Annotated in this window: 21 protein-coding genes and 1 pseudogene; 4 read left to right on the top strand and 18 right to left on the bottom strand. The window is 66.2% G+C overall.

The genetic code is table 11. The features are described from left to right. The first annotated feature begins 163 nt into the window (after window positions 1–163). A complete protein-coding gene (gene boxA, locus CF68_RS26740; RefSeq protein WP_035824815.1) occupies window positions 164–1,450 on the top strand; it encodes a benzoyl-CoA 2,3-epoxidase subunit BoxA in 1,287 nt (428 codons plus the stop codon). 23 nt (window positions 1,451–1,473) lie between these two features. Here the strand turns inward: boxA and fusA are convergent, their stop codons facing one another. After that, window positions 1,474–3,528, bottom strand: coding sequence for an elongation factor G (fusA, locus tag CF68_RS26735; protein WP_035824812.1), 2,055 nt, complete (start codon window positions 3,526–3,528; stop codon window positions 1,474–1,476). A 202-nt stretch (window positions 3,529–3,730) separates the two neighbouring features. Then, entirely contained in the window at window positions 3,731–4,609 is an 879-nt protein-coding gene (locus tag CF68_RS26730) for an oxidoreductase (RefSeq protein ID WP_035824810.1), read from the bottom strand. Window positions 4,610–4,798: 189 nt separating this feature from the next. Between CF68_RS26730 and gcvA the strand changes: the two genes are divergently transcribed. Further along, a complete protein-coding gene (gene gcvA, locus CF68_RS26725) occupies window positions 4,799–5,695 on the top strand; it encodes a transcriptional regulator GcvA (protein ID WP_035824808.1) in 897 nt (298 codons plus the stop codon). 15 nt (window positions 5,696–5,710) lie between these two features. On the opposite strand, the gene CF68_RS26720 is transcribed toward gcvA, so the two are convergent. The 12 genes from CF68_RS26720 to CF68_RS26665 form a co-directional block, all read right to left on the bottom strand. Then, window positions 5,711–6,391, bottom strand: coding sequence for a nitroreductase (locus CF68_RS26720; RefSeq protein WP_035824806.1), 681 nt, complete (start codon window positions 6,389–6,391; stop codon window positions 5,711–5,713). Then, a complete protein-coding gene (locus CF68_RS26715) occupies window positions 6,388–7,620 on the bottom strand; it encodes a CaiB/BaiF CoA-transferase family protein (RefSeq protein ID WP_035824802.1) in 1,233 nt (410 codons plus the stop codon). The genes CF68_RS26720 and CF68_RS26715 overlap by 4 nt, the downstream gene beginning before the upstream one ends. A 1-nt stretch (window position 7,621) precedes the next feature. Further along, window positions 7,622–8,047, bottom strand: a complete 426-nt coding sequence (locus tag CF68_RS26710; RefSeq protein ID WP_035824800.1) for a PaaI family thioesterase — start codon at window positions 8,045–8,047, stop codon at window positions 7,622–7,624. Further along, window positions 8,044–9,027, bottom strand: a complete 984-nt coding sequence (locus CF68_RS26705) for a tripartite tricarboxylate transporter substrate binding protein (RefSeq protein WP_035824797.1) — start codon at window positions 9,025–9,027, stop codon at window positions 8,044–8,046. The genes CF68_RS26710 and CF68_RS26705 overlap by 4 nt, the downstream gene beginning before the upstream one ends. A 32-nt stretch (window positions 9,028–9,059) precedes the next feature. Next, window positions 9,060–9,863, bottom strand: a complete 804-nt coding sequence (locus CF68_RS26700) for an enoyl-CoA hydratase/isomerase family protein (RefSeq protein WP_035824795.1) — start codon at window positions 9,861–9,863, stop codon at window positions 9,060–9,062. 10 nt (window positions 9,864–9,873) lie between these two features. After that, window positions 9,874–10,638, bottom strand: coding sequence for an SDR family NAD(P)-dependent oxidoreductase (locus CF68_RS26695; protein ID WP_035824794.1), 765 nt, complete (start codon window positions 10,636–10,638; stop codon window positions 9,874–9,876). Window position 10,639: 1 nt separating this feature from the next. Then, a complete protein-coding gene (locus tag CF68_RS26690; protein WP_035824792.1) occupies window positions 10,640–11,785 on the bottom strand; it encodes a thiolase family protein in 1,146 nt (381 codons plus the stop codon). Between the two features lie 28 nt (window positions 11,786–11,813). After that, the gene (locus CF68_RS26685; protein ID WP_035824791.1) at window positions 11,814–12,167 is read right to left on the bottom strand and encodes a Zn-ribbon domain-containing OB-fold protein; all 354 of its coding nucleotides are present in this window, start codon (window positions 12,165–12,167) and stop codon (window positions 11,814–11,816) included. Window positions 12,168–12,548: 381 nt separating this feature from the next. Beyond that, window positions 12,549–13,478 (bottom strand): LysR family transcriptional regulator, encoded by a 930-nt coding sequence (locus CF68_RS26680; protein WP_035824789.1) that lies wholly within the window; start codon window positions 13,476–13,478, stop codon window positions 12,549–12,551. 81 nt (window positions 13,479–13,559) lie between these two features. After that, window positions 13,560–15,674, bottom strand: coding sequence for a xanthine dehydrogenase family protein molybdopterin-binding subunit (locus CF68_RS26675; protein ID WP_035824787.1), 2,115 nt, complete (start codon window positions 15,672–15,674; stop codon window positions 13,560–13,562). Then, on the bottom strand, window positions 15,674–16,648 hold the full coding sequence (locus CF68_RS26670) for a xanthine dehydrogenase family protein subunit M (protein ID WP_035824785.1): 975 nt from the start codon (window positions 16,646–16,648) through the stop codon (window positions 15,674–15,676). The genes CF68_RS26675 and CF68_RS26670 overlap by 1 nt, the downstream gene beginning before the upstream one ends. After that, the gene (locus CF68_RS26665; RefSeq protein ID WP_035824783.1) at window positions 16,645–17,178 is read right to left on the bottom strand and encodes a (2Fe-2S)-binding protein; all 534 of its coding nucleotides are present in this window, start codon (window positions 17,176–17,178) and stop codon (window positions 16,645–16,647) included. Before CF68_RS26665 ends, CF68_RS26670 begins: the two co-directional genes overlap by 4 nt. Before the next feature lie 470 nt (window positions 17,179–17,648). On the opposite strand from CF68_RS26665, the gene CF68_RS26660 reads away from it, so the two are divergent. Together CF68_RS26660 and CF68_RS26655 are read left to right on the top strand one after the other, a co-directional pair. Further along, the gene (locus CF68_RS26660; RefSeq protein WP_235205890.1) at window positions 17,649–18,533 is read left to right on the top strand and encodes a helix-turn-helix transcriptional regulator; all 885 of its coding nucleotides are present in this window, start codon (window positions 17,649–17,651) and stop codon (window positions 18,531–18,533) included. 131 nt (window positions 18,534–18,664) lie between these two features. Next, window positions 18,665–19,438, top strand: a complete 774-nt coding sequence (locus tag CF68_RS26655; RefSeq protein WP_035824778.1) for an SDR family NAD(P)-dependent oxidoreductase — start codon at window positions 18,665–18,667, stop codon at window positions 19,436–19,438. Between the two features lie 63 nt (window positions 19,439–19,501). Here the strand turns inward: CF68_RS26655 and CF68_RS38685 are convergent. From CF68_RS38685 to CF68_RS36535, 4 genes and pseudogenes are all read right to left on the bottom strand, one after another. Continuing rightward, window positions 19,502–19,651: pseudogene (locus CF68_RS38685) on the bottom strand (DNA ligase-associated DEXH box helicase); the annotation flags it as partial. Window positions 19,652–19,857: 206 nt separating this feature from the next. Next, window positions 19,858–20,322, bottom strand: coding sequence for a GNAT family N-acetyltransferase (locus CF68_RS36540; protein ID WP_084187448.1), 465 nt, complete (start codon window positions 20,320–20,322; stop codon window positions 19,858–19,860). Window positions 20,323–20,326: 4 nt separating this feature from the next. Continuing rightward, a complete protein-coding gene (locus tag CF68_RS26650) occupies window positions 20,327–21,535 on the bottom strand; it encodes a Bcr/CflA family efflux MFS transporter (RefSeq protein WP_035824776.1) in 1,209 nt (402 codons plus the stop codon). A gap of 15 nt (window positions 21,536–21,550) precedes the next feature. Continuing rightward, window positions 21,551–21,975, bottom strand: a 425-nt coding sequence (locus tag CF68_RS36535; RefSeq protein WP_235205889.1) for a diiron oxygenase, incomplete at its 5' end; no start/stop codon positions are given.

The raw sequence follows: 21,975 nt of genomic DNA, 5'->3' as shown, positions 1-21,975 counted from the left end.
TCCCCTCTCCCGCATGCGGGAGAGGGGCGGGGGGGAGGGCGGGAGCATCAACGAAGCGCCGGTGCTTAAACCACCCCTCACCCTACCCTCTCCCCTGAGGGGAGAGGGGAACACCGAGGGCAGGGATACACGCCCTGGAAGCACTCTGATTCTGGAGACCGCCATGGACATGGCAGAAATTCAAGTCATCAAGCAGCACCTGATCGATCCCGAGATCTGCATCCGCTGCAACACCTGCGAAGCCACCTGCCCGGTGGGCGCGATCACGCACGACTCGCGCAACTACGTGGTCGATGCCGACAAGTGCAACCTGTGCATGGCCTGCATTTCCCCGTGCCCGACCGGCTCGATCGACAACTGGCGCGCCATGCCGAAGCTGCGCGCCTACAGCATCGAAGAGCAACTCACCTGGGACACGCTGCCGGAAGAACTGACGCCCGAGCAACTGGCCGACCTGGCACCCGGCGCCGAGATGCAGACCGCCGCGCCGGAGATTCCCACCACGTCGCCGCTGGCCGGCACCGGCGAAGACGCCGTCAACAGCGCCCGCTACGGCGCCACGGTGCCGCCGTGGTCCGCCGCGCATGCCTACACCAACCTGTATGGCGCCAAGTCCGCCAACAAGACCATCACCGCTACCGTGACCGGCAATGTGCGCGTGACCGAAGTGGGCCGCGAATACGACACGCACCACATCGTGCTGGACTTTGGCGCGACCCCGTTCCCGGTGCTGGAAGGCCAGTCCATCGGCATCGTGCCGNCCCCCCCCGCCCCCGCCGCCGGCGGCCGCCCGCACCATGGCCGCCAGTACTCGATCGCCAGCCCGCGCAACGGCGAGCGTCCGGGCTACAACAACCTGTCGCTGACCATCAAGCGCGTGCTGCAGGACCATGACGGCAACCCGGTGCGTGGCGTGGCCTCCAACTACATGTGCGACCTCAAGGTCGGCGACAAGGTCGAAGTGATCGGCCCGTTCGGCGCCAGCTTCCTGATGCCTAACCACCCGCGCTCCAACATCGTGATGATCTGCACCGGCACCGGCAGCGCGCCGATGCGTGCCATGACCGAATGGCGCCGGCGCCTGCGCAAGGCCGGCAAGTTCGACGGCGGCAAGCTGATGCTGTTCTTCGGCGCGCGCACGCAGGAGGAACTGCCTTATTTCGGCCCGCTGCAGAGTCTGCCCAAGGATTTCATCGATATCAACCTGGCGTTCTCGCGTACGGCAGGGCAGCCCAAGCGCTATGTGCAGGACCTGATGCACGAGCGCGCGGCGGACCTGGCAGCGTTGCTGGCGAGCCCCGACACCTGCTTCTATGTGTGCGGGCTAAAGAGCATGGAAGAGGGCGTGATGCTGGCGCTGAGGGACGTCGCGCAGCAGGCGGGGCTGCAATGGGAGGCGCTGGCTGAAGGGTTGAAGCGGGAAGGGCGGCTGCATCTGGAAACGTACTAGACGCAGCCGCGGGCGCGGACCCCTCAATCCGTATCCTGCTGCGCCTTGTGCTTCGATGCCATCTTGTCCTGCTGCGCCGGCGGCACGTTGTCGTAGTGGCTGAACTGGATGGTATAGCTGCCGTGGCCGCCGGTGATGCTGTTCAGCCGTGACTGGTAGTCGTTGAGCTCGGACAGCGGCACCTGGCCGGCCACCACCACGGCGTTGCCGACCGCGGTGCGCGTGCCGTGGACCTGGCCGCGCTTGGTGGAGAGGTCGCCGATGATGTCGCCCATGGCTGTGCCCGGCGCCGTCACCTCGATGTCGACGATCGGCTCCAGCACGCTGGGCCTGGCCTTGAGCACCGCGTCGATGAAGGCCTTGCGCCCGGCGGTCGCGAACGCGACTTCCTTGGAATCGACCGGATGGCTCTTTCCGTCATATACGGTCACGCGCACGTCCTGCATCGGGAAGCCCGCCAGCGGGCCGCTGTCGAGCACCTGGCGGATGCCTTTTTCTACGGCGGGAATGAACTGGCCGGGAATCGCGCCGCCTTTTACCGCATCGACAAAGTCGAAGCCCTCGCCGCGCGCCAGCGGCTCCACGCGCAGCATTACTTCACCGAACTGCCCGGCGCCGCCGGTCTGCTTCTTGTGCCGGTGATGGCCCTCGGCCTTGCCGCCGATGGTTTCGCGATAGGCAATCTTGGGCGGGCGCGTCACCACCTCCAGCTTGTATTGCTCGGTCAGCCGCTCGAGCGCGCAGCGCAGGTGGAATTCGCCCAGGCCGAACACCACGGTCTCATTGGTGCCAACCGGATGCTCGACGCGCAGGCACGGGTCTTCCGCGCTGAGCTTGTGCAGCACTTCGGCCAGGCGCTGCTCGTTGCCGCGCCGCGCCGGTTCGATCGCCAGGCCGTAGATGGGGGTTGGGAACTCCAGCGGCGTCAGGTGGATATTGCCGTCCTCGGTGGCGTCGTGCAGCACGGCATCGAAGCCCAGTTCGTCGACCTTGGCCACCGCGCAGATATCGCCCGGGCCGGCCCGCGGGATCTCCTGGGTCTCCTTGCCCTGCAGCCGCAGCAGGTGCGCCACCTTGAACGGCTGGCGCCCGTCGCCGATATAGAGCTGGCTGTCGCGCGTGACCGTGCCCTGGTGGATGCGGAACACCGCCAGCTTGCCAACATAGGGATCGATCACCACCTTGAAGACATGGGCCAGCACGTGCTTGTCAGGAACGGGCTCGGCGCGCACGGCCTTGCGGTGTTCGCTGCCTTCGCCCGTATCGCGATAGAACAGCGGCGGATTGCCTTCGGTCGGGTTCGGCAGCAGTTGCACGAATACGTCGAGCAGTTCCGTGATGCCGGCACCGGTGGCGGCCGAGGTAAAGCAGATCGGCACCAGGTGGCCTTCGCGCAGCGCGCGCTCGAATGGCGCATGCAGCTGCTCCGGCGTGATCGCCTCGCCCTGCTCCAGGTACAGCTCCATCAGTTCGGGATCGATCTCGATCACCTGGTCGATCAGCGCATCGTGCGCGGCCGGCACAGATAAAAAATCCGACTCGCCGGCCGGATTGAAGAAGCAGTCCACCACCTGGCTGCCGTTGCCGGCCGGCAGGTTGATCGGCAGGCATTCCTTGCCAAAGGCCTCCTGGATATCCGCAAGCAGCGCGGGCAGGTCGACCTTGTCGCCGTCGATGCCGTTGACGATGATCATCCGGCACAGCTGGCGCGCCTGCGCCCACGCCATCGTGCGGCGCGTGGTCATCTCGATGCCGGTCTGGGCATTGATGACGATGGCGGCGGTTTCCACCGCCGCCAGCGCGCTGATGGCGAGGCCGGAGAAGTCGGGGTAACCGGGGGTGTCTAGCAGGTAGATGCGGGTGTCGCGGTAGTGCAGGTGGGCGGCGGCGGTGGTGAGCGAGCGTTTGTACTTGCGCTCGAGCGGGTCGCTGTCGCAGACCGTGGAACCGCGTTCGACGCTGCCGGGCGTGTGCAGGGCACCGCCCTTGTGCAACAGCGCTTCGACCAGCGAGGTCTTGCCGCACCCCGCGTGCCCTAGCAAGGCGACGGTGCGGATGGCATCGGGACTATCGTGCATGGTGGCTCTCGTCCGGCAATGGCTGTCCGGGAATTATTGGCCAAATTCGCCGGAAGCGACATACGCGGATGCCCGACTCGGTGCATTGCCTGACGCAAGATGTCCCGCAAGTGGCGAGGCCGGCGCTCGGCCGGCCTCGCTTCGCGTTTCGCACAGCTTGCCCGCACTGCAGCAAAGCATGCGCTGATGCGCTGCAGCAAGATCAGCGGCGCACGTCGTCGTGGTCGGTCGACACCGCCAGCGCCTGCCACGCGGCCAGTTCGCTTTCCACCTTGCGGTTCTTCTCGGTGATGCGGTAGACCGTGTCCGAGCCCAGCGGCAGCCGCACCGGCGGGGTTTCGCTGTCGGCCAGGGTCAGCAGCGCCGCCGCCAGCTTGGCCGGGTCGCCGGGCTGCTGGTGGTTGGCCGAAGCCATGTGCTCGCGCATTGCCCCGACCGTATCGGCATATGCGGCGATCTCGGTGCGCACGCGCACCAGCGAGCTGGCATCGAGGAAGTCGGTGCGGAAGAAGCCCGGCTCTACCACGGTGGCGCGGATGCCCAGCGGCGACAGTTCCGCATCAAGCGCTTCGGTCAGGCCCTCCACCGCGAACTTGGTGGCGCCATAGACGCCCCAGCCGGGATACGCGGCGTAGCCACCGATCGACGAAATGTTGAGGATGCGGCCGCTGCGCTGACGGCGCATCTGCGGCAGCACCGCACGCGTCACGGTCAGCACGCCGAACACGTTGGTGGCGAACTGCTGCTCGACTTCCTGTGCGGAGGCCTCTTCGACCGCGCCGAGCAGGCCGTAGCCGGCGTTGTTGACCAGCACGTCGATGCGGCCGAAGCGGGCCACGGCGGCCTCGGCGGCGGCGATCGCCTGCGCTTCGTTGGTGACGTCCAGCGCCACGCCCAGCAGGTTATCGTGCTCGCCCAGTGCGGCGGTGATCGTCTCCGGGCGGCGCGCGGTGGCGACGACCCGGTCGCCGCGTGCCAGCGCGGCACGGGTCAGTTCCAGGCCGAAGCCGCGCGAAGCGCCGGTGATGAACCAGACCTTGCTGGCAGCGTTGTTGGTGGTGTTGGTGGTGTTGGCGGACATGGTGAATCTCCTTTCAGGGTGCTCGGTTTGACTGCGATGTCTGATGGCGGGGGCCACGGAGACAAATTTAGGCCGGCAACGCCCGCAACACTAGGCTGTGCAATCGCGTTTCAATGGCAACCATTAGTTGGGAATGGAAGCCAGGTGCGCCGATTGAGAAAACCTCAACCGTATGGCAGACTCGCCGGCATGGACAAACTGCCCCCACTGAACGCGTTGCGCGCCTTCGAGGCCGCCGCCCGGCACCTCAGCATCACCACGGCTGCCGAGGAGCTGCACGTCACGCCCGGCGCCGTCAGCCGCCAGATCCGCGCGCTGGAGGACGGGCTGGGCGTGCAGCTGCTGCATCGCGGCCACCGGCAGATCTCGCTCACGCGCACCGGCGAGGACTACTACCGCGCCGTGACCAGGGCGATGGACGACCTGCGCGAGGCCACGCGGCGATTGAGCAAGCGCGCCAAGCGCAAGCAACTGAAGGTGCGCGCCTACACCACCTTTGCCATGCGCTGGCTGATCCCGCGGCTGTCGAGCTTCCATGCCGCCAATCCCGGCATCGAGGTGCTGCTGACGGCGTCGCTCGATCCGGTCGACTTCCGCAAGGAAGACATCGACGGCGCGATCCGGCTGGGCGACGGCAAGTGGAGCGGTGTCAATACCTACCGGCTGGTGTCGAACATCCTGGTGCCGGTATGCAGCCCGGGGCTGCTGGAAGGCGGGCCGAAGGTGAAGAAGCCCGCCGACCTGCAGCACCAGACCCTGCTGCACTCGATCGCGCGGCCCGATGACTGGGCTCACTGGCTCAAGGCCGCGCGCGCTGACGGGCAGGTCGATGCGCGCAGCGGCATGACCTACCAGAGCTCGGCCATGGCCTATGCGGCCGCGGTCGAAGGGCAGGGCTTCGCGATCGCGCAGCGCTTCCTGGTGGCGGCCGACCTCGACGCCGGCCGGCTGGTGGCGCCATTCCTCCAGACCGTGGACATGGGCGACTTCACCTACTACCTGCTGACGCCCGCCGACCGCAAGGAAAGCCCGAGCATGGCGGTGTTCCGCCAGTGGTTGCTGGCGCAATTCGATACGCAAGGCTGAGGCGCATCGCTGCGCTCACCAGCCGGCAAAGCGCGCAAAGGCCTCTACCGGCTCGCGCGCGGTGCGCAGGCGGTTGGCCGGTTCGCGCGGATCGGGATGGCCGAGCGACATGCCGCACACCACGATCTCGCTGTCAGGAATCCGCAACTGCGCGCGGATGACCTCGTGGTAGCGCGCAAACGCCTGTTGCGCGCAGGTTTCCAGGCCATGCCCGAGCGCGGCCATCATCACCGCGTGCAGGAACATGCCGAGATCCAGCCAGGCAGCCTGGCCCTGCCCGCGTTCGATGGTGAAAAACAGCCCCACCGGCGCGCCGAAGAACGCGTAGTTGCGTGCGTATTGACGCGCCATGCCGGCGGCGTCGCCGCGCGGGATGCCGAGCAGGCCGTACAGCGCCTTGCCCAGCGTGCGGCGCCGCGCCAGGTATGGCTCGCGCCACGCTGGCGGGTAGTAGACGTATTCCTCGCGATGCTCACCGCCGCCGGTGTCGTGCAGTGCCAGCAGGGCTGCGCTGAGGCGATCACGCACGTCGCCGGCGCAGGCATAGACGCGCCACGGCTGCGTGTTCGATGCGCTCGGGCTGCGCGCGGCGTCGGCCAGGATCGCGGCCACCGTTTGCTGCGGCACCGGCGTATCGAGAAAGCCACGCACGCTGCGGCGCGCATACAGCGCCGCGATGATGTGGGCGCGGTTCATGACGCCGCGGCGGCAAGGCGTTGCTGGCCGGCATCGGCGCAGCGGATCGCGCCGTGCTCTTGCAGCGCGGCGATTTGCGACGGGCTGTAGCCCAGTTCGGCCAGCACGGCCTGTGTATGCTGCCCGCAAGCCGGCGCCGGCCGCGATGGCAGCGCGTTTTCCTGCGCGCTGTTGATCGGGAATCCCGGCATGCGGATCTCGCCCAGCGTGTCGTGCCGGACGCGCTGCACCATGCGGTTGGCGGCCACCTGCGGGTGCGCCATGACATCCTCGTAGGTCGCCACGCGCGCGCACAGGATGTCGGCGTCCTGCAGGCTGGTCAGCCACGCATCGGTCGGGCGGGTGACGAACTCGCTGGTCAGCACTTCCACCATTGCCGCGCGATTGGCCACGCGCAGCGGTGAGGTGGCGAAGCGCGGGTCATCGGCCAGCTCGGGCCGCCCCAGCACATCGCACAACCGGCGCCAGCGCTCGGGCATGTAGGCGGCCACCATGACCCAGCCGTCGGCGGTGCGGAAGGCCTGGTTGGGCGCGGAGTAGGGCGCCGCGCTGCCCACGCGTTCCGGCAGTTGCCCGTCGGCGCAATAGCTGGTGATGGACGACTGCTGCAGCGCCAGCGCTGCATTGAGCAGGCTGACATCGAGGTGGCCGCCCAGGCCGTCGCGCGCCCGCTGCGCGAGCTTCGCCAGCACGCCCACGCAGGCCACGTAGCCGGTCGTCACGTCGACCACCGGCGCCTGCACCTTGCACGGCTCGCCGTCGGGCAGGCCGATCAGGCTCATCAGGCCGGAATCGGCCTGCACGATGCCGTCGACGCCGGCGCGGCCCGCGTACGGCCCGTCCTGCCCGTAGGCGGAGATCGAGCAGTAGATCAGCGCGGGGTGCGCTTCGGCCAGTTGCGCATGGCCGAGGCCGAGGCGCTCCATCACGCCCGGGCGCATGCTTTCCACCACGATGTCGGCGCCGGCGATCAGGCGGCGTGCCACGGCCACGCCGTCGGCGGACTTGAGGTCGAGCGCCACGCCCAGCTTGTTGCGGTTGAAGCCGTGGAACAGCGCGCTGTCGTCGCCGAGCCAGCCCGGTCCCAGGCCGCGGCCCAGTTCGCCACCCGGCGGCTCCACCTTGATGACCCTGGCGCCCATGTCGGCCAGCAGCATGGTGCAGGTCGGCCCGGCGCCGATCTGCGTAAAGTCGATGACGGTCAGGCCGTCCAGTGCGTCGCGCAGCATGTCATGCCTCCGGAAGGGTGCGGCATCGTTTGAAAGTGCCTTGTGCAGTGGCCACCAGCACGCTGGCATCGGTGGTCAGCTCCGCCGAGGCGAAGTACAGGCTCTTGCCGGCGCGGGTGACCTGCGCCGTGGCGCGCAGCCGCCCCGCGCTGGCCTTGCTGAGATAGCTGATCGTCAGCATCACCGTGACCGCGTGGCCGAGCGCGCCGTCAGGCCCGGCGGGCAGCCCGGCGTAGCCGCAGGCGGCGTCGAGCAGGGTGGCGGTGACGCCGCCCTGCACGCTGCCCTGGCGGTTCAGGTGGCGCGGCTCGAGATCGAGCTCGAAGGTGCAGCGGCCGTCGCCGACGCTGGCCAGGCGGATGCCGAGGTAGTCCAGCAGCGGGTTGTCCGTCGGCGGCAATGCGGCGGGATGGGTAGGCGTGTTCATAGCGAGACCTTGATGCCGTTGTCCTGGATCAGGCGCTGCCAGCGCGCCATCTCCTTGCCGATGTAGGCCTTCAGCTCGGCCGGCGATGATGCCTGCGGCTCGAAGCCCTGCTTGCCCATCTGCTCCGCCACGTCAGGCGATTTGAGCGCGGCCACCAGCGCGGCGTTGATCTTGTCGACCACCGGCCTGGGCGTGCGCGCCGGCGCCAGCAGGCTGTACCACAGCTCGGCGTCGTAGCCGACAATGCCGGCTTCCGCAAAGGTCGGCAGGTCCGGCATCAGCGCGGTGCGCTTCTTGCCGGCGATGCCGAGCGCGCGCAGCTTGCCGGCGCGCACGTACTGGATTGCCGAGGCAAAGGTGGCGAACGAGATCTGCACCTGGCCGCCCATCAGGTCGGTGATCGACGGCCCGGTGCCGCGATACGGTACGTGCAGCAGTTCGGTCTTGTTGAGCTTGGCAAAGACTTCACCGGCCAGGTGCTGCGGCGTGCCGTTGCCCGGGCTGCTGTAGCTGAGCTTGCCGGGATTGGCGCGGGTGTACTGGATAAAGTCCTGCAGCGTGCGGAACGGCTGGTCGGGGTTCGCCACCAGCATGATCGGCACCGACGCGATCCGCCCCACCGGCTCGAAGTCGCGTTCGATGCTGAACGGAATCTTGGTGCCGAGGAACGGGTTCATCGTCACCTGGCTGGATGCAATCACCAGCGTATAGCCGTCCGGCGCCGCATGGGCGACATAGTCGGCGCCGAGGTTGCCGCCCGCGCCGGGCTTGTTCTCGATGACGATGGTCTGGCCCAGCAGCTGGCCCATCTTGGGCGCTATCAGACGTGCCAGGATGTCGTTGCCGCCGCCGGGGGCGAACGGCACCACCAGGGTGATCGGCTTCTGCGCGGGGTAGGGCGCCTGGGCCGCGGCGCCCAGCGCGGTGGCTGCCAGTACGCCGGCCAGCGCTGCGCGTGCGAATCGGGTAATACGAGTCATGCTTTGTCTCCTTTGTGTCTGTTCTCGAACGCTCAGCGGCCGGTGTAGCGGGGCTGGCGTTTTTCGGCGAACGCCTGCCGGCCTTCGGTCCGGTCGGCGGTATCGCGCAGCACGCCCCAGTAGAGTTCGGTCAGCTGCTGCGCATCGGCTTCACTGAGGTGGCTGGTCTGTCGCGACAGCTTCTTGACCGCCTGGACGGCCAGCGGTGCATTGGCGGCGATGCGTGTGGCGATGGCCAGCGCACGGTCGAGTAGCGCGGCTGGCGCTACCGTTTCGGTGACCAGCCCGATGCGCGCAGCCTGCGCCGCGTCGATCCGCTCGCCGGTCAGCACCATCTGCATCGCGTGCGCCGCCGGCACGGCCTTCAGCAGGCGATGCAGACCGGAAACGGCTGGGATCGACCCGCCCGCGGCTTCGGGCAGGCCGAAGCTCGCCTGCTCCGACGCAATCCGCAAGTCGCATTGCAGCGCGATCTCCAGTCCGGCCCCGAGGCAATGGCCGTTGACCGCCGCGATCAGCGGCTTGCACAGGCCGAGGTCGCTCAGGTCCATCAGCCGGATGTAGAGGCCGAGGTCGGCCGCCTGCTCCGGCGCGCGGAACAGCGCTTCCGGATAGGTGGCGGGCGAGCTGCGCGTGCCTTTCAGGTCGGCGCCCGCGCAGAAGGCGCGCGTGCCGGCGCCGGTCAGGACGGCCACGCGCAGGTCGTCGCGGTCGCGCACTTCGGTGAGGTGCGCGCGCAGTTCGCGCAGCGCGGCCACGTCCAGCGCATTGAGCGCCTCGGGCCGGTCGATCGTCAGCACGGCGACCGCGCCTTCGGTGTGGAGTCGTACGGTCATGGCGGCCTCCTTAAACGCTCGGCGACGACAGGCTGCGCCCGCCGCAGACATAGAGTGTCTGCCCGGTCACGTAGGACGACTGCGGGTCGAGGAAGAAGTTGACCGCGTTGGCGATGTCGTCGGCGGTGCCGATGCGCTGCACCGGGACAGACTTCTGCAGCCGCGCCTGCACCTCGGGCGCGAAGCCGCGGAACAGCGGGGTATCGACGATGCCGGGCGCCACCGCGTTGACGGTGATGCCCTTGGCCGCGAACTCGATCGCGAGCGAGCGCGTCAGGCTGACCACGCCGCCCTTGGCCGCGGAGTAGTTGGCCTGTCCGAAGCCACCCAGCCAGGCCCGCGACGAGATATTGACCACGCGCCCGTAGCCTCGGTCGACCATGCCCGGCAGCGCCGCGCGGCAGCACAGGAACTGCGAGCGCAGGTTGGTATCGATGACCAGGTCCCAGTCCTCGTCGGTCATCTTCAGGAAGCGCATGTCGCGCACGGCGCCGGCGTTGTTGACCAGGTAGTCGACGCGGCCGGTCCGCGCCTGCACCTGCGCAAAGGCGTCGTTGACCGCGGCCGAGTCGGTCAGGTCGGCGCTGGCGCCGAAGGCGTTGAAGCCCTCGGCGGCCAGCGCGCCGACGGCGGCTTCGAGCGCGGCGGCGTCGCGGTCGAGCAGGGCCACGGCCAGCCCCTGGCGGGCCAGTTGCGTGGCGATGCCCAGGCCGATGCCGCGCGCGGCGCCGGTGACCACGGCCACGTGCGAAGGGTCGAAGCGTTGCGTGCTCATCTCAGACTCCCAGCAAGTGGACGGAAGAGGCGGCGTGATCCACGCCCGCGATGCCGCCGCCGGTGCATTGCGTCAGGCCGATGCGGGGGCTGTCCACCTGGCGTTCGCCGGCGCGGCCCTGCAGCTGCCACAGGATCTCGACCATCTGCGCCACGCCGGTAGCGCCCAGCGGATGGCCCTTGGCCAGCAGGCCGCCGCTCGGGTTGACCGGCACGCGCCCGCCCAGGCGCGTCGCACCGGACTTGAGCAGGGGCACGGCCTCGCCGCGCGGTGTCAGGCCGAGGGCTTCGTAGTAGAGCAGTTCGGCGATGGTGAATGCGTCGTGCAGTTCGACCACGTCGACGTCCTGCGGGCCGAGACCGGCCTGTTCGTAGGCCTGGCGCGCGGCGCGCGCGGTGATCTCGGCATCGAGGATGTCGTCGTCGGCCTCTTCGCGCATACCCGACACCACCACCGAGGACAGCACTTTCACCGGTCGCGCCTGCGCCGGGCGACGCGTGCTCAGCACCACCGCCGCCGCGCCATCGACCTGCGACGGGCAGCACTGCAGCAGCGTCAGCGGGTCGGCGATCATGCGCGAGGCCAGCACTTCCTCGACCGTGGTGGTCTTGCGCTGCTGGGCATACGGGTTCAGCGAGCCGTGGTAGCGGTTCTTCACGGCCACTTCGGCGAGGTCAGACGGACTGGCGTCGCGCTCGTGCAGAAAACGCGTGCCGCGCATCGCATACACCGCGGGCAGCACCATGCCGGACTTCGCATAGAGCTCGGTCTTGTGGTCATTGCGCTGCAGCGGGATGGTGCCGCCGCCGAGCGCGGTGAGCTGCTCGATGCCGAATACCAGCACCGTGTCATATTGCCCGGCCAGCAGCGCGTGCCGCGCCAGGTGCACGCCGGTGGCACCGCTGGCGCAGGCGTTCTCGACGTTGTAGACCGGGATGCCCTTGAGCCCCAGGTCGCGCACGATCAGCTGGCCGAGGATCATGCCGCCCAGCACGTTGGCGCAGTAGACCGCCTGGATGCGGCCGCCCGGCACGTCGGCATCGGCCAGCGCTTTCAAAATCGCCTGTTGCGCCAGTTCCGGCGCCAGCACGCCGGGGTGGCGGCCGAACGGCGTCATCGCGCCGCCGTGGATGTAGATGTCCTGCATCTTGCTTACCTCTCTTTCTCTCGATCGTTCAGGCCGTGACGGCCTCGAAGACATAGCCCAGTTCGGCGTCATGCCGCTGCGTGTAGCGTTCGCCGATGACCGGACGCGCCGTGCCCAGCAGGCGGCCGAAGATGCGCACCGGGCCCACGAAATCGACATAGCCGAGCGCATACGGAGCCAGTCCGCTCTTGGGCGCGGGATGGATCACGGTGAAGCTGTAGAGCACGCCCGTTCCGGTGATGGCGACGGTCTCGTGGCCGTCCGCCAGCGGCGAGTCGGCGGGCAGCGCCGGGAAGATCCACTCGCCGGTGGCGCGGTCACGCGAGGCGAGCAGGTGGGGGACGGGTTCCGCGCTCCAGAGCGGATAGGGCTGGTCTGACATGGGTGTCTCCTGTGGGGTGGGCTTGGCGTAATAGTTGTCGCCGGCGGGCTGCGCGACAAACGATATTTCGGGCTGGTTCGCTTGAGAAAAAATCAAGCGAAATGGGAGGGAGGGCGTTTGGAGACGTGCTTTGGCGGCGGGCAGAAGCGGGCGGTGTTGGGTGCGCCTGCGCCGCCGGAACTAGCCTGAGCAAGGTGTTCTCCCTCTCCCCTCAGGGGGAGAGGGCTGGGGTGAGGGGTGGGCTAGCTAGGAACCAGGTCGAGCGAAGCCTACGGTTTTAACTCACGAGCATCAGCCCTTGACACTCCTGCCCTCTCCCCCATTCCTCTCCCGCAAGCGGGAGAGGGGTGCCTGCTGCAGGCGCTGCTGCAAGTCAGTGGCTCAGTGCACCAGCCCCACCAGCCGCGACAACGACTGCTCCGCGCCGCGCCCGGCCTCCACCACGAAGTCGATAAACCGCCGGACCCGCACCGGCATCTGGCTGCGATGCGGGTAGTACATGTACATGCCGACATTGCTGCTGCTGTACCCCGGCAGGATCGCCTTCAGCCGCCCGCTCACGAGGTCGGCGTGGATCATGTAGGCGGGCAGCTGGCCGATGCCCATGCCGGCGCGCACCGCTTCGACCTCGGCTTCCACGTCATTGAAGCTCGCCACGGCAGGCACCTCCTGGTAGATCAGGTCGCCGTCCAGTTGCAGCTCCCACGGCACCATGCGCCCGGTCGCGGGGCGGCGGAAGCCGGTGCACTGGTGCTGTAGCAAGTCGTCGAGGGTGGCCGGCTCGCCGTGCCGCGCCAGGTAATCCGGCGCCGCGCAGATGACCAGCGGCAGGTCGCACAGCCGCCGCGCCACCAGGTTCTGGCCGGGGCTGGTGCCGACGCGGAAGCCGACGTCGATCCTGGCTTCGACCAGGTCGGTGAAGAGGTCGCTCAGCACCACATCGAAGGTGATGCCGGGATACTGCTCGCGAAAGCCGCGCACCAGCGGGATCAGCACGCGGCTGCCGAGCGACGGCGGAGCGGTCAGGCGGATCAGGCCGTCGTCGTCGCTCTTGCTGCTGCGGACCTGCTCAAGCGCTTCGTCGAGCTGGCGCATGCCCGGCGCGACCAGCTCGAACAGGCGTGCGCCTTCTTCCGTCAGGTTGAGCTTGCGCGTGGTCCGGTGCAGCAGGCGCACGCCGAGATGGTCCTCCAGCGTGCGCACGGCCTTGCTGGCGGCCTGCGGGGTGACGCCAGCTTCCACCGCGGCGCGATGGAAGCTGCCGGCGCGCACCACGCCGAGGAAGAGGGTGAGGACACGGGCCTTGTCCATGACTGGCAACCGGAGGTTGGGAATGCGGCCATCATAACGCCAGTCGGTATCACGGAAACAGCAGCCAGGCCCGTGCGCGGACTATGGCTCGATCAGGTGCTCGATGCGGATCGGCAGCTCCCGCACGCGCTTTCCGGTGGCGTGGAACACGGCGTTGGCCACGGCCGGGGCCACGCCCACCAGCGCGATTTCACCTAATCCCTTGACGCCCAGCTCGTTGACATGGGGATCGACCTCGTCGACAAAATGCGCCTCCAGCCTCTCGATATCCAGGTTGACGGGCACGAGGTAATCCGCCATGTGCGCATTCACTGGCCGGCCGTCCCGCGGATCCAGCGCGGTTCGCTCCATCAGCGCCATGCCGATGCCGCCGACCATCCCGCCCGTGCATTGGCTGGCTGCGAGCCGCGGATTCACGATACGACCCGCGCCATAAGCGCCGACCACGCGCCGGACACGGATCGTGCCGACATCGGGATCGATGGCGACTTCCACGAACACCGCACCGAAGGCATGCATGGAAAACCGGCTGCGCACCTGGGCATCCGGGCCTGCCGTGGCGCTCGCTTCGATGGCGCCGTCCGTGGGATCTGCGCGCGCCTGGCGCTGGTCCAGCGCAGCAATGCAGGCAGCGCGCACGGCCGAGCCAACGGACGCAAGGGTCATCGAGCCACCGTGTGGCGGGGTAGGCGGGAAATCCGAACGGCCAAGGCTGAAGCGCACGCTGTCCATCGGCAGGCCCAGCGTCTCGGCGGCAATCTGCGTGATCGAGGTGTAGGTGCCGGGCCCCATGTCGCTGGCGGCGGCTTCCACTTCGGCCGTTCCGTCGGCAAGCAGGCGCACGCGGGCGCTGGCTTGTCCGTGGAAGACAGGGTAGCTGGCGCAGGCCATCCCCCAGCCGATGCGCAGTCGGCCGTCCCGCATCGAGCCGGGCGCGAGCGTGCGGCGGGCCCAGCCGAACGCGTCGGCGCCGCGGTCGTAGCAGGCAAGCATGGAGCGGCTGGAGAAGGGAAGCTGCATGCCCTCATCGAGCCGGGGTTCATTGCGCCGGCGCAGTTCCAGCGGGTCCATCTCGAGGGCATGGGCCAGCTCATCCATCGCGCATTCCAGCGCAAACACGCCGGTGGCCTCGCCCGGGGCCCGCATATAAGTCGGTGTGCCGATGTCCAGCGGCACCAGCCGGTAGCGGGTGCGCACATTGGGGCAGCTATAGAGGAACGGTGTCACCGCAGTGAGTGCCTCGGCGAATTGCTCATACCGGCTGGTCTCACCGGTGCCTTCGTGCACGATGCCGGTCAGCCTGCCGTCGGGCGTTGCCGACAGTGCCACGCGCTGCACCGTCCGCGGCCGGTGCCCCGTCAGATGGAAGGTCTGTCGCCGCGACAGCACCAGCTTGACGGGCCTGCCCACCTCGCGCGCGGCGAGCGCCGCCAGCGTGACGTGCGGCCAGGTGCGCAGGCTGGTGCCGAAAGCGCCGCCGATAAACGGGCAGACGACGTGGACGTTTTCAGCCGGGATGCCGAGGATCGCCGCGATCTCGGCCTGCTCGTTGACCACGAACTGGCTCTTGCTCCAGAGCGTCAGCCGCTCGCCTTCCCAGGCGGCAACGGTGGCGTTCGGTTCGATTGGGAGGTGATTCTCGCGCGCGGCGTCGTAGGCTGCGTCGATCCTGACGGCTGCCGCCGCGAGCGCGGCCTCGGGATCGCCGCGGACGCGGTCCGCCGAATGAGGACCTGGCTCACGTCCTGCCTCCGGCACCACGGCTTCGGCGCGCTGGTCGAGCGGGTCGGAGACCGGTGATTCCTCGGCATAGCGAACCTGCAGCAGGCAGGCCGCGTGCTCGGCCTGGTCCAGCGTCTGCGCCACGACCACGGCAACCGGCTGGCCATAGAAGCGGACGCGATCGTCCTGCAGGACATGGAGGCGTTCGCCGTGTTGCGGATCGATAAAACCCTTGTGCGCGGCGTACGCCAGTTTCGGCGCGTTTTCATGGGTCAGCACCGCCAGTACCCCTGCAAGGCGGCGCGCGGCTTCGGTGTCGAGTCCGACTACACGTCCCAGTCCGATCGAAGCCCCTACGATCACGGCGTAGGCCCGTCCTGGCTGGTTGAAGTCGGCGGCATACTGCGCGCTGCCGGTCACCTTGGCGCGCCCGTCGACGCGGGCATGCGGCTGGCCGATATGGTTTGCGTTCATCAGACTTCTCCTGCGAGTTCGAGGGTCCGTACCACGGTTCGTTGCAGCAGCGCGACCTTGTAGCGGTTGCCTGGCAGCGGGGACGCGCCTGCAATCGTGGCAAGCGCCGCCGCCTCGAAGCTCGCGCGCGTCGGCGGCTTGCCTTGCAGCGCAAGTTCGGCCGCGCGCATGCGCCATGGCCGGGTGCCCACGCCACCGCACGCGAGACGAGCGGCCTGGATCACGCCATCCCTGACCTCGAAGGCTGCCGCGGCCGATACCAATGCAAACTCATATGAGGCCCGGTCCCGGACCTTTAGATACCGCGCAGTCCGTGCATAGGCGAGCGGTGGAACTCGCACCTCAATAATGAGTTCACCGGCCTGCAAGGTGTGTTCGAGATGCGGCGTTTGCCCGGGCAGGCGGTAAAGATCTTCCACGGGGAAGTGGCGCGCGCCATGCGGACCCCGTACATGGACCACCGCGTCCAGCGCGACCAGCGCAACCGCAAGGTCGGACGGGTGCGTTGCGGAGCAATGGTCGCTGACGCCCAGGATGGCGTTGCCTGCGTGCAAGCCGTCGATGGCCGCGCAGCCGCTGCCCGGCGCGCGTTTGTTGCAGGCGGCATCGAGCATGCGGAAGTAAGGACAGCGCACGCGCTGGAGAAGATTGCCGCCGATGCTGGCCATGTTGCGCAACTGGGGAGAGGCGCCCTCGACCAGCGACTCGGCGATCACCGGGTGGAGCCGGCAAACGTCCGGATGCGCGGCGACATCGGACATGCGCGCCAGCGCGCCGATGACCAGTTCGTCGCCCTCCATGCGGATATGGTTCAGCGGCAGCGCGTTGATGTCTACCAGTTGCGTGGGCTGTTCCACGTGCTCGCGCATCAGGTCCACCAGTGTGGTGCCGCCGGCGATGAAGCGGGCCCCGGCCGCGGCCGCCGCCAACGCTTCTGCTTCCGAGCCGGCTTTCTGCAGTGTGAACGGGATCATGGCAGCTTCCTCCCGCCGACCTCGCCGATCGCCGCGACCACCCCCGGGTAAGCCCCGCAACGGCAGATATTGCCACTCATCCAGAAGCGCACATCGTCGGCGGAGGTGGCATGACCCTCATTGATGCAGGCAACGCCGGACATGATCTGGCCTGCCGTACAGAATCCGCATTGGAAGCCATCGTGCGCGATAAACGCGGCCTGTAGCGGATGCAGGTCGCCCTCGGCCGGCGACAGGCCTTCGATCGTGCTCACGTGGGCGTCGTTGTACATGGCGGCCAAAGCCAGGCAGGCGTTGATCCGGCGCCCGTCCACCAGCACCGTGCAGGCCCCGCACGCGCCCTGGTTGCAGCCCTTCTTCGTGCCCGTGAGGTCCAGGCGCTCGCGCAGGACGTCAAGCAGGGATTCGCGCGGATCGATCTCGAGGCGATGCAGCGTGCCGTTGACCGTCAGGCACAGCGGCATGCGGGTTGAGCAGCAGCTATCGCCAGGCTGTGGCTGGCTACCGTCGGAACGAACAGAACTGGACATAGTCGACATTCCTCTTTGCATGGCCCAGATGACTCGGGCGGTTGGGGACGGGTACTTCGCTCGGGCCTGCGCCAGCTTCGGGCGCGATCTGCGGGAACGACCAGGGGGCGCATTCTGCAAGTCACTGCAGGTCCGGCCTGGCCTTGCCCCGCATCGGGACCGAAAGCTGTGTGGCTGCCTCGGACTGGTGGGACAGTTGTTGAAACGCTACAGGCACCGGCGGTCATCGCAATAGAACGTCGTTGCGCTGCGGTGGACGATTCTTGCGCTGACTCGTTGGATGATAGGTTTGAAGAAGGGGACCGGCCGGCATGGCTCGCGTCAGGTCCCGCGGATTGTGCGGGCCGCTTTACTTCAACCGGATAAATTCATATGCTTCCATGCGCAGCGGGGACCTGGCCCTTGCCCCGACGCTACCGTCGTGGGCCCTTGCGGGGTATGTGCCTATGCGATCGCCGACGAGACATGGCGTGATCGATGCGGAGTTGCCGGTCCGTCCCGATGTCAGCAGCAGCGGACGCCCGTGGGCTGGCATCACCGTACAGATCCATCACTGGCGCTCGGCCGGATCGGTGTCCTCCCCGGAGCTGGACCACGACATGCTTGCGATGCGATTCGCAGGGCACGCCAGGCTAGAGCAGCGGCGACTAGGCCAGGTACATCGCGGCATTGTCTTCCCCGGCAATATCAGCCTGCATCCGCGGCTGGTCGAATCCAGCTGGAGTTGGGACCGGCCCGGCTCCATCGTCATTGCGAGGATTCCGCAAAGCCTGTTGGCCGAAGCCGCTGACGCCACGATCCGCCAGCCACGCGCCGCGCACAGGCTTCGCAATTGCTTCGGGCAGCGCGACGGCTTTGCGGAGACCATTACCTTTACGCTGGCGCGAGAGATCCAGGCGGTCGCGCATCCGGCGCAAATGCTGATCGCCGAGTCCCTTTCCTGTGCGCTGTCGGCGCATCTCGTGCATCGCTTCAATGTCGGTGACCCGGGCGCCTCGACACTGCCCGGCGGACTCCATCCGCAGGCCCTCAGCAGGGTCCTGGACTATATCCACGGGACACCGGAGGTGGTGACGCTGCAGGCGTTGGCGGATATGGCCAAGGTCAGCCGCTTTCATTTTGCGCGCATGTTCAAGCGCAGCATCGGCGAAACGCCGATGGCGTATGTCGAGCGCGTTCGCTTGTTGCGCGCGCGCGAGATGATCCGTTCGGGAGACTATCCGTTGGCGTTGGTTGCCACGCTTGTCGGTTTCGCCGACCAGTCTCACTTCGGACGGCGGTTCAAGCGGCATTTCGGATGTACGCCGGGAGAATTTGCCGGGCACAAGGGTGCCAGTCAGGGAGCCGCTCTTTAGTCTGTCATGGGGCGGCGGTGGCCATGGCCTGTCCGGCGCCGTCGCCTGCCTCCGGCGATTTCATCCATTCCGACGACGCTTTGAATGCTCTGCCATGTGAACAATGTCCCACCACCCAAGGAGACAATCACATGACAAAGCATCCATTCGACCTCAGCGGCAAAGTGGCACTGGTGACCGGCGGCAACGGCGGCATCGGCCTGGGCATTGCCGAAGGGCTGGCCGCGGCCGGCGCCGATATTGCGATCTGGGGCACGAATGCCGCCAAGAACGCTGCCGCCGCCGACCGCCTGGCCCAGCATGGACGCAAGGTGCATACCGAGCTTTGCGACGTCGGCGACGAGCAGGCGGTCGATGCTGCCATGCAGCGCACGGTGGCGGCGCTGGGGCGTATTGACGGCTGCTTTGCCAATGCCGGCGTGGGCAGCGGCAACAAGGGGCCGTTCGACCAGATGGCCACCGAGGCCTGGCGCAGGACCATGCGCGTCAACCTGGACGGTGCCTTCTTCACGCTGCGTGCCGCGGTGCGGCAGATGCTGGTGCAGGGCGAGGGCGGCGTGCTGTGCAGCACGGCCTCGGTCGCAGCCATTGAAGGCGCGCCGCGCTCCGAGCACTATGCCGCCACCAAGGGCGGCGTGATCTCGATGATGCGGGGGCTGGCGGTGGAGTACGCGCGCAAGGGCATCCGCGCGCACTCGATCCTGCCGGGATGGATCAAGACCGAGATGACCAGCGTGGCCCAGGGCAACGATGCCTTCCAGGAAATGGTGCACAAGCGCGTGCCGATGCGCCGCTGGGGCGAGGGCAGCGACTTCGCCGGGATTGCGGTCTATCTGATGAGTCCGGCGTCGGCCTACCACACGGGCGATACCTTTGTGATCGACGGGGGCTACACGCTGTTCTGACGCGAAGGGTCCACTGCCACACCCGACCGCCGCCCACGACATATGCGCGTTCATCCGCCTGTGGCCAGGCTCCGCGCACAGGTAGTGCGCGTGGCCGAAGCGGGCGTGGTCGGAACGGGCATGGGCGATGACGGCGCGCTAGACCGGCAGCTACGGATCGATGTAGAAGTCGCCGGGCGGGCAATAGAGGAACTCCGGCCGGGCGACGATCAGGTCGCCGGTGCAGGCAGATTCGGGCGCTTACTGCAGAGCTGGACCCAAGCGTGCCTCGCACTGCGACCGTTGGGCGGCTGCGATGCTCCTGCATAGGAAATACCTAGGCATCATACGGCGCCGGTTCGCGGCCTGTGGAGGCGGTGGGGGCCGGTTCGGGTGTCGATGGAATCCGACAAGAAGCAAAGGAGACTCTGGCGAAGGTGTTACAGATGCTTGGTCATCGTGACATGACTGACCGAAAAACCTAGCTTGGCATATAGATTTCGCGCAGCCTGGTTATGGCCAAATACATGAAGTCGGATCGTCGACAGACCAAGATTCCGGACATAGTCCTCAACTGCCAGTAGGGCACAATGGGCATGACCGCATCCCCGATATGCGGGATAAATATAGATGTCAAATAGGAACGCAGATTCATCGTGGTTGTTGGTCTGAATCCAGGCGTTGCCTATGGTAGGGGCATTACTCCTTGCGCGAATTGAAAATAAATGATGGTTAGGTGTGTTCGCGCCATATGGCAATAGTCTGCGGAAAAGCGTGGTGGCATTGGATAATGCTGCGGACATCGTCCAATCTGAGCACTTCGTCATGTCCTCAGCATAATCGCAGATTGAGCGATAGGCGAAATCCTCGAACTCGGCTTCGGTGAGCTGGAACAGTCTGGTCATGATCCTATGATGACTTCGCTTTTGGGTTTCTGGTTACACACGTTGTACGGAGGTATGTGAAGAGAAATACGCTGGCGAAGCTTGAGGCAATTATCGCCCAGCACAAATTAAGAATTGTGTTGTTGCCGGCTACGCTGATCAAGGCGCTGATGGACCCTGCGGCGCAAAATCTGATGGTGCTGCCCGCAGCTGCGGCGGTACCTGCTATTTCGTCAAATAGATTCATCGCCTCGGTAGCCGTCGCCGGGCGAACAAAAACAGTCCCTGCTGTACAGATGAGCATTGGCAATAGAACTGTCAGAGAAGCATTGGCTTGGTAATGCGACATCGTCATCATGAGGAATCCGGATGTTGTCATGAGCAGTAGCCCAAGCTTGGTTTGCCCCTGGGTTTCCATCTTATTTGTCGCGTATGATGCTAAGGCTCCGCCAACTAAATAGGCTACGCCATAAGCCATTAGTACAATGGAATATTCATAGTTGCTCATCTTAAGGCCGACAATGAATATTGCCGGAGACACTATGATGAAGGCTAGGTGGCATGAAAAGGCAAGGGCGCCAATTACTGAATAGATCAGAAATGATCTGGTTCTAAGGATTCTCAGGTAGGCGCTTCCATAGAATCTCATGCTGCCGCGGTGAGTTTTTGATGTTTCCTCGAATTGGCAGTAAACCTGAAAAATGATAATCAGCGAAATGATTGCAAAGAGTATGAAGCTGCCCTGCCAGCCAAGCGTTGACTGAAGAATCGAGCCCAATAGAGGCGAGCACGCAATGAAAATCCCAGACAGCGTCGTGGTAAATATTCTGGTTCTCATGCCTTCCGTTCCCTTGTATGCATCCTGAACAATCGCTTGGGCTAGAACGAAGGAAGCGCAGCCAGCGGATTGAATGATTCGATAGGCAATGAAAGCGCCATAGTTATGGGAAAAGATGCAACCCGTCGCCCCCGCTAGCGCGAAAATAATTCCAATCATTAGCAGCTTCTTGCGCCCGAAGCGATCGGATAGTGGACCGACGAACAATTGTGCGATCGAAAAGCCTATGGAGAAGATGCTGATCGACAGTGCTATATCGCCAGTCCCGGTGTGGAAGTGATCGGCCAGCGCTGGAAACGACGGTAGCATGACGTCCAGCGGTATCGCGCTCAGAAGGATGAGTAGGCTGAGCAGGAGCAGCAAACGATCACTTTGATTGGTTGTGGTGGGCGTCATCGGTCTCCTGTCGGATTAGGCATTCGGATCAATCAAGCCATATTTCGCAAAATTGGCGACATAGCGCGGCTCACTGAAGAATGAACAATCTCGCAGAGCGTGCAGGGTAGTTGCTGCCCCATTCCTTGCCCGCCTGCGATCCTCCGCCTCGGTATTTCTTTCCGCAGTAATCGTCCGTGCTACGCTGCCATCAACGCCTAGTTCGTCCAGATCGCGTTCCAGAAGACTTTCGTCCAGTCGAAAGCATTCTCGAATTATTGCTGGCAGTTGAGCAGCACAAAATTCACGTTCCAGGCTCGAGAGCCGCGACCACAAGTACGAAAACATGGATACAAAATACTGGCTGTGCTTCCACTCGTCTGCCAAGTGATCCATAAGCACGTTGTGGACCGGAGGTACGAGGGCTGAGCGCACCTCATTACACACAACTCCTGGTGGCT

Source organism: Cupriavidus sp. SK-4 (genome assembly GCF_000611125.1).
Classification (GTDB): domain Bacteria; phylum Pseudomonadota; class Gammaproteobacteria; order Burkholderiales; family Burkholderiaceae; genus Cupriavidus; species Cupriavidus necator.
This window is presented reverse-complemented; position numbering and strand designations above follow the sequence as displayed.